The following is an 8082-nucleotide window of genomic DNA, read 5'->3' as shown; positions in this document are numbered from 1 at the left end:
TTCGAGTTACGGTCGATATATTCGAAAAATCGCCGATATAATTTTTCCGTCTTGTTTACTATCCTAACTTCACAAGGCTGTAGTTCTTCTTCCCTTTACGAATAATAATAAATCGTCCATCAAATGAATTTTCTACCGTAACATCTGTACCTACATCCGTTACTTTTTCGCCATTCATGGAAATCGCTCCATTATTAATATCTTCGCGTGCTTGTCGTCTAGATGGTTCAATTCCTAAGTCAACGAGCCATTCTACGATATTTTTCGTCTCTTTTGAAGACTGGAATGTTGGCATTTCTTTAAAGCCTTGTTCAATTTCATCGGCTGTTAACGATTTAATATCTCCGCTAAATAACGCTGCTGTAATTTTCGCAGCTTGCAGCAATGCTTCTTCTCCATGAACAAATTTCGTCATTTCTTCCGCTAATACTTTTTGCGCTTCACGTTTATGAGGCTCTGTTTCTACCTTCACTGCCAACTCATCGATGCGCTCTTTCGTTAAGAATGTAAAGTATTTCAAGTATTTAACGACATCACGGTCATCTGTATTCACCCAGAACTGGTAAAATTCAAACGGTGTTGTTTTTTTAGGATCAAGCCAAACTGCACCACCTGCTGATTTACCAAACTTCGTACCATCTGATTTCAATAATAGTGGAATCGTCAATCCGAATACCTTCGCTTCGTGCCCTTCTAACTTACGAATTAAATCTAAACCACTCGTAATATTTCCCCATTGGTCACTACCACCAATTTGCAGTTGAACATCTTCTTTCGTGTATAAATGATGGAAGTCCATCGCTTGTAAGATTTGGTACGTAAATTCTGTGAAAGAAATTCCTGTATCTAAACGACTTGCTACGATATCTTTTGCTAACATACTATTAATGCTAAAGTTTTTCCCGTAATCACGTAAAAACTCAATAATATTTATTTCATGTGTCCAGTCGTAATTATTTACCATCTTTACTTCGCTATTTCCGCCAAAATCAAATAGCTTTTTCATTTGTGCTGTTAACGCATCCACATTATGTTGAACTACTTCTAACGTTTGAAGTTGGCGTTCTGATTGACGTCCACTCGGATCACCAATTGTTCCTGTTGCTCCGCCAATTAAAATAACTGGATGATGACCAGCTAATTGAAATCTTTTCATCATCATAAACGGAATCAAATGTCCGATATGCATACTATCACCAGTCGGATCAACTCCGCAGTATAGCGAAATCTTTTTCTCTTCTACTAGCTTACGTAAACCTTCTTCATCAGTCTGTTGATTAATGGCGCCGCGCCATTCTAATTCATCAATAATGTTCATCTTTTGTCATCCCCTTTATTTTTTAAAAACAAAAAATCCCTATGTCTATGACATAGGGACGATTATTCACCGTGTTACCACCCAGTTTGTATAAATAGCATAGCTACTCATACCACTCTCAGCAATAGTATCGATTGCCAATCCGCTTAGCATTACCTAAGATACTCCAGAGTGTAATTCACAAGTTTGTTTGTGCTAGGTTCCAGCATCCCCTAGCTCTCTCGTTAACAGTGACAAACTGCTACTGGGCTCTTTCAACGTATGTTATTTGTTAAATTATTAGCCATTATATTGAATTGCAAACAAATTGTCAACAATACCCAAATATTATTTTAAAATAATTCGCAGTTTCATACGTATATGTTATTCTTTATCTTCTCCAATAATCCTTACTTCACGCTCTAACTTCACGCCAAATTTCTCTTCAACTGTTTTTTGTACGAAGTGAATTAAATCGATATAATCTTGTGCTGTTCCGTTATCAACATTCACCATAAACCCAGCGTGTTTTAGAGAAACTTCTACTCCACCAATTCGCTTACCTTGTAGTCCTGATTCTTGAATCAATTTACCAGCAAAGTTATTTGGTGGGCGTTTAAATACGCTACCGCATGAAGGATATTCTAGAGGCTGTTTTGACTCACGTTTAAACGTTAAATCATCCATTTTTGCTTTAATTTCTTCATGTACACCTTCTTCAAGTTCAAATCTCGCTTCAAGAATAATGTAATGGTTGTTCGCAAATACACTCTTACGATATCCAAATTCAAATGCTTCTTTCGTCAAAGTACGTAGCTCTCCATCACCTGTCATTACGACAGCTTCTGTTAATACATACGAAATTTCACCGCCGTATGCACCTGCATTCATATATAATGCTCCACCAACTGAACCTGGAATACCACAAGCAAACTCAAGACCCGTTAAGTTATGTTCTAGTGCAATACGTGATACGTCAATAATTGCTGCACCGCACTGTGCTACAATCGTCGTTCCTGTTACAGTAACACCTGTAATATGAATTAAACTTACTGTAATCCCGCGAATTCCACCATCTTTAATAATAACATTCGATCCATTTCCTAAAAACGTAACTGGAATATTATATTTGTTCGCATATTTAATAACTTCTTGAATTTCGTCATAATTTGTCGGCGCAACAAAAACATCTGCTTTTCCGCCAACTTTAATATGCGTATGATTCTTTAACATTTCATCTTGTTTCACATGACCTTCAGGCAATACCGTACTTAAATATTCATAAACCTCTTGCATATTCATTTTACGATTCCTCTATTTCTATAATCTTTTTATCCCGTTATACGGCCCCATAATATCCCCACATACATGAAATGAACCTAAAGTGGTGGATACAGTGTACCCAAAATCAATTCGAGACACCTATTAACCTCTTAATTTATAAGAGGTGCCACTCATATTAAAATATATATTGCATAATAAAGCAACCCAAATGGGCTACTAAACTTGACATGTCATCAGAAAGACAACAATTTGTAAAATATATTACTTTTTCAAAACACTACCCTTCAGTATCTTACTATACCATACGAAAATAAAGTGGTATTTTTTTGTAATTTTTACTTTGTTTATGACATATAAGAAAATCGATTGAAAGCGGGAGATAAGACTCTCATGAAGATACTAAGTGAGATATAGGAATCAAAGGATTTAACGAAGGAATTTTAAGATGAAGTGGCAGTTGCGAAAGAGAAGAAAAAGCCGTGTTAGAAGTTTTGGTAAGGTTTGTATATAAACTACAAAAAGGTAGAAAAGTATACTTTTCTACCTTTTTGATTAGTGGAATAAAGATAAACCAATTTTTAAACAATGTTATTAGTTTTTAACCACTTTTCAAAAATTAATCTAGATTGTTCTTCAGTAGCATCTTTGTCATCTATTGTAAATATTTTTAAACCGCATCCAGTAAAATATTCACCTAATTTATGTTTGCTAGCAAATTCATATAAAAAACCCGCTTCATACTCTTCAATAAATACATCCCAAATAGGTTTGTTTATTTTTTTATATGCAGTGACTTCTAAATCATAACCATCTTCATAATAGCCTATATGCATATGCTGGTGTGTTTCATAGTTACACATAATGTGAAATAACCTCCTCTTTACCAAATAATATGATGATCATTTAAATTTGGTGGAACATGATAATGTAAATATGGTCCTTTATGATATACCGGGCCATAATCTAACCTAAATATAACTTGTTTCGTAGCTTTAGATCTTACTTGAATAATTTTTGTTCCAGATGGTCCTTCAAGGATATATTTACTTGGTGCGTTTAATGCTTTTTGTACATATGGTCTTGCTATCTTCCAACCTTTATCGGCAGCTGTTCTGCCTACTTTTGAAGTTAAAACCCTTAATGCTCCGATAACAAGAGCTGGTAATATTTCTTGTTTAACTATTAATTCACCTGTAAGAGGATTTTTTTCAATAACATATTCAACTCTTGGTTTACTTAGTTCTCCTTCTAATTGTAAAAATACAGGATCAGTTACTAAAAAATCATATTCATTCTCAAATTTTTCAAAATCGAAGTTAGAAACATCGACATTAGATAAATCAATGCCACCATCTTCTTCAGGAACATATTCTTCGACAATCGTATCATCATTTAATTCAACAGTTGCATCAACAAATGATGGCAATGCAAAACTAAACATTAACACGAAAGAAAGTATCCCAGCTATAATTCTCATCTACCGTTCTCCTCTCAAATCTTATAATAATGAGAAATAGCTAAAATTTACATTTCCTATTATTTCTCACTATTAAAGAATAAAATAAACAAAATTTTCTAACAAGACTGAAAATAAAAGTCCGAATTTGTTATTGTTAATTTGTATAAAATAATAACTTAATAAGATTAAAAATAAATTAACTAAAAATCTCTTCCTCTATACTATAAAGCTAATAAAGCATCTCCCTAAAGATACAATGCTGTATCTTTAGGGAGATGTTAGTGCAAACCATTCTAAGACATACCAATCAATTTTACCAATCCACCTTTACCCCATTGGAGATGGGATATAGTAATTTTTAAATCGTTGTAAGGTTAGATTTAAGCCTTTCACCATATCATTTAGTTGTAAATATAGTGTATTTCTTGGCTCTGTATACTCCTAAATACTCTCCCATTTCTATAAACAGAAAAATTACTTTATCACAGGGCTCAATCGTAGGATTTCTCCACCAGCTGACTGGACACGCCATAAAAAAGAGCACATCCCACAGAATGTGCTCTTTCCAAACTCTTTATATTACTTTTCGTTCTCTTCTTTTTCCTTATCAAACCATAACAGCTCATCGTTATCCACTTCACCATTATAATTGATTAAGATTTCTTCTCCCGCTTTTATATCTTTATAAGCATAGAAGTTAAACGTATGGTTCTCAAAGACAATATCATACGTTGCATTCGGTGTATATGAATGATTGAATAACATACCGTATCCTAAAAGGATTGCCGTATGATTAATCCCATACTCAAATGCGTAGTCAGCAAGTAATGTTTTCTCAATGTGTTCATGCTGTTCATTCGGATAAGAGATAACTGGCGCTGCGTGTATCAACTCACCTTTTTTAATATCACGAGTTGCAAATACACCTCTATTAAATTCTCCATCACTAAGTTCAGAAGTCTTAACTTCGATCATATGCGTCACCTATTTAATTCTTTCTTTGAAGTATTTTAATTCCGCTATTAGCTGAATTTTATCTTCTTAAGCTTGGCAGAAAACGAGCAGAAAAGCAATTAAAATCCGAGCAAGTCTTCGTTTAAATGAAAAAAGGGCACAAACGTTGCGCCCTTTTTAAGTGATATTACTTTTCTAAAATATCTTCTAACAATTTCACTTGTTCGCTAACAGTATGTAATGTCTTCACAGATGTATCATTTCGATGTTTTTCTTCTTCCACACTTGCTAGCACTTCTTCTGTAGCCGCAGAAGTTTGCTGGATTACATTGGAAGCATGTGTAACATCCTTTACGATATTCGTCGTTTTAACTTGGAAACTTTCTTGATGACCAACGATTTCTCTCATTACATCATTAATTTCGTCAATAAACTTCCCTAAATCCGTTACATTTGTTAAAACACTTACTAGCATTTCATTACATTCTTCTTGTACTCTTTCTGATTTCTCTACTTGCACTTCTACCTTACTTGCTTGATTACTAAAATCCTTCAAAATCCCTTGAATTCTTCCCGCAGAACGATTCGATTCCTCAGCAAGCTTTAATACTTCATTCGCTACAATAGCAAATCCTTTTCCATGCTCACCTGCTCTTGCAGCTTCAATATTTGCATTTAAAGCTAGCAAACTCGTCTGACTTGAAATATTCGTTATTACATCTACAATTTCATTAATTTGTTTCGATTGCATCATTAAATCTCTAAATATAATTCCTGATTGTGAAACAACATCATTTAAACTTCTCATATTCGCTTCAAAACTTCGTAGAGTATGTACACTACCTTTTGAAATTTCTAAGCTTTCATCAACACGAATCGATGCATTTCTTACTTGAGAAATGATTTGTTCAATATTTCCCTCCATATCGTTCAATACTTCTACCGAACGATGCATTATCTCTGATTGGGATTGCGTGCCAACTGCTACCTCTTCAAAAGCAAAATTGATTTCACTCATTGACTCCATCGATGTATTCATATTTTGTCTTAAATAATTGAAATTACGATCTAGTTTCACAACCGTTTCCTCAATAAGCCTTTGCGTTTCTTCTAACTCCTGAGCTTTTCTCATTACTTCTTGCTTCTCATCACTTAAACGAGCCAGTAAGTTAGAACCAATTTTCGTGACGCCCCACATAGCGATTGTAACGATCGCTAACAAGCTTGCGAAGTTTGCAGCTTCAGATGCTGCTGTATAAGCAAAAAATTGCTCGGGCCAATAACTACAAAGAATAAATGTGATTACAACTGCCACTCCGCCGAGAATTACAACGAGACGTTCACTTAAATAAATAAGTGAAACGGCTAGTGTAAAATAGACCATTTGAAATACAGCTGGGCTTTCATTAAAAGCTTGTACCATAATGAAAGACATCGTAAGTAACATAAACGTCATGATATATTTATACATCGCTTCCATGCTTTCTATAAAAGTAAGAAGCGTTCCAAATACAACGACAGAAATACCACAAACCCAAAACGCGATTGCTCTCTCTGTAAAAATATATCCGTAATACCCAATCGCGATGATTCCAAGGAAGAAACTACAAATTGTAATAAACAGCAATAAATGATTTTTCTGTGATTCTTTCTCAAGGTTAGAAAAACAAGTTTTCTTTAACCATTCCATATATAGTCCCACCTTCTGCACTTAATTACTTCAGCTTAAATACCGCACTCACTGGGTTATGATCACTATTTTCAAACTTTAAATCTTTTCCTTGCACATTTACAATCTCAACATTCGGTGAAACGATAAAGCCATCAATAATCGTGACGAAGTTTTCACCTTCTACATACTTCTTCACATCGTCTCTCACCGTCATAACAGATGAGTCTACAGCCCACTTAAAGCCACCATCAGTAAAGTCCTTCGGTAACTCTACCAACCATTCAGGACGCTCTTTCACAAACTTCGGATCACTTAATTGAACGTTAGAAAGTAATTGATTCCAATCTCCGCCCATTATTACGTAATCACCATTTTTATAATGCTTGTTCATATATTCTTTTAAAAACTCTACTTGCTGTTTTCTAATTTTCCCGCCTTCATCATACGCAGACAAATGTAAATTTACGAGTCTAACAAACTTCCCATTACTAACAGGTATTTTATGCTCAACAATCGCTCGATCTAAATCAAACAAACGCTTCGGCCAAGGCTCCATTCCAGGAAGTTGGAACCTCTCCGCTGTTTGAACTTTATATTTAGAAAATGTACTTAATCCAGCCTCCGCATATCCCATTGGACTTGTAATTGGGACAGGGACCCATTTTGTATCATAGTTCTTTCCGAACGATGAAGCATAATCAGGTAATCCATTTTTCAAAAATTCATGCCCATTTACATCAAAAGATCGCATTGATTTTATATCGACTTCTTGTAATAATGCAAAATCACTATTCTCATTTTGTAAAAACGAAAGCATATTCTTTAGGTTAACTTCCGTTTGCTCTTTACTACTTGAACCAGACCCCTTTCCTCCATCCATAAAGAAGTCTTGGTCCTTATCTAATCCGGCATATCCAATATTAAATGTTGTAACTTTAAATTCATTTCCTGTCGCTAATACGCGCTCTTTATTATTTTCCACCTTCAAACTTACAACATCAGCAGGCTGTTCTTTAGTAAGTGTCATATACCCTAAAAAACCACCTACAACTCCTACCCCTACTAAAATACATATAAGTACTATTTTTAATAACTTCTTCAAATAAACGCCCCTTTTCTAAAACACATAACTTAATTATCTTTATTTTCAGTTAACTAAAACTGAATGACAGACATAACAAATATTTTATCATATCAAAAACCTTATATCACTATATTTAGTTTATAAACAATAACTCTTGCTCTTACATTATCAAAAATACAAATTCCCCTAACTCCTTCACTGGAAATTAAGCGCAATGTTTAGTACACTATATGTAATAATTATAGGCGATGGAGTTCGCCATAAACGCTGCTTAGCTAATGACTCCTACCAGTATCACTACTGGTAGGAGTCTATTTTTTTGAGCAAGCTAT

At 34.4% G+C, this 8082-nt stretch carries 7 protein-coding genes, 1 riboswitch and 1 other annotated feature; all 7 genes read right to left on the bottom strand.

Annotation, left to right across the window (positions count from 1 at the left end):
* Positions 1-58: 58 nt before the first annotated feature.
* Positions 59-1318 carry a tyrosine--tRNA ligase gene (gene tyrS, locus MR079_RS14445; RefSeq protein WP_242294176.1) on the bottom strand — a complete coding sequence of 420 codons (1260 nt, stop codon included), beginning with the start codon at positions 1316-1318 and terminating at the stop codon, positions 59-61.
* A gap of 51 nt (positions 1319-1369) precedes the next feature.
* Positions 1370-1585 (bottom strand) — a binding site (T-box leader).
* Positions 1586-1681: 96 nt separating this feature from the next.
* The gene (gene murB / locus MR079_RS14440) at positions 1682-2599 is read right to left on the bottom strand and encodes a UDP-N-acetylmuramate dehydrogenase (RefSeq protein ID WP_139868307.1); all 918 of its coding nucleotides are present in this window, start codon (positions 2597-2599) and stop codon (positions 1682-1684) included.
* A 560-nt stretch (positions 2600-3159) separates the two neighbouring features.
* Positions 3160-3441, bottom strand: coding sequence for a DUF3986 family protein (locus tag MR079_RS14435; protein ID WP_000336245.1), 282 nt, complete (start codon positions 3439-3441; stop codon positions 3160-3162).
* Between the two features lie 20 nt (positions 3442-3461).
* Complete coding sequence (locus MR079_RS14430) at positions 3462-4058, bottom strand: hypothetical protein (RefSeq protein ID WP_001219915.1); 597 nt, start codon at positions 4056-4058, stop codon at positions 3462-3464.
* 561 nt (positions 4059-4619) lie between these two features.
* Positions 4620-5015, bottom strand: a complete 396-nt coding sequence (locus MR079_RS14425) for an SET domain-containing protein (RefSeq protein ID WP_000573649.1) — start codon at positions 5013-5015, stop codon at positions 4620-4622.
* A 166-nt stretch (positions 5016-5181) separates the two neighbouring features.
* Positions 5182-6684 (bottom strand): DUF4077 domain-containing protein, encoded by a 1503-nt coding sequence (locus tag MR079_RS14420; RefSeq protein WP_242294175.1) that lies wholly within the window; start codon positions 6682-6684, stop codon positions 5182-5184.
* 25 nt (positions 6685-6709) lie between these two features.
* Positions 6710-7768: an endonuclease/exonuclease/phosphatase family protein gene (locus MR079_RS14415; RefSeq protein ID WP_000734866.1), complete on the bottom strand. Its 1059-nt coding sequence runs from the start codon at positions 7766-7768 to the stop codon at positions 6710-6712.
* A 217-nt stretch (positions 7769-7985) separates the two neighbouring features.
* A riboswitch (Fluoride riboswitch) is annotated at positions 7986-8045 on the top strand.
* Positions 8046-8082 lie beyond the last annotated feature (37 nt).

The sequence above is a fragment of the Bacillus cereus group sp. BfR-BA-01381 genome, assembly GCF_022663555.1.
GTDB lineage: Bacteria > Bacillota > Bacilli > Bacillales > Bacillaceae_G > Bacillus_A > Bacillus_A pacificus.
Note: the sequence above shows the minus strand (reverse complement) of the source record. Positions and strands in the feature narration are given on the sequence as shown.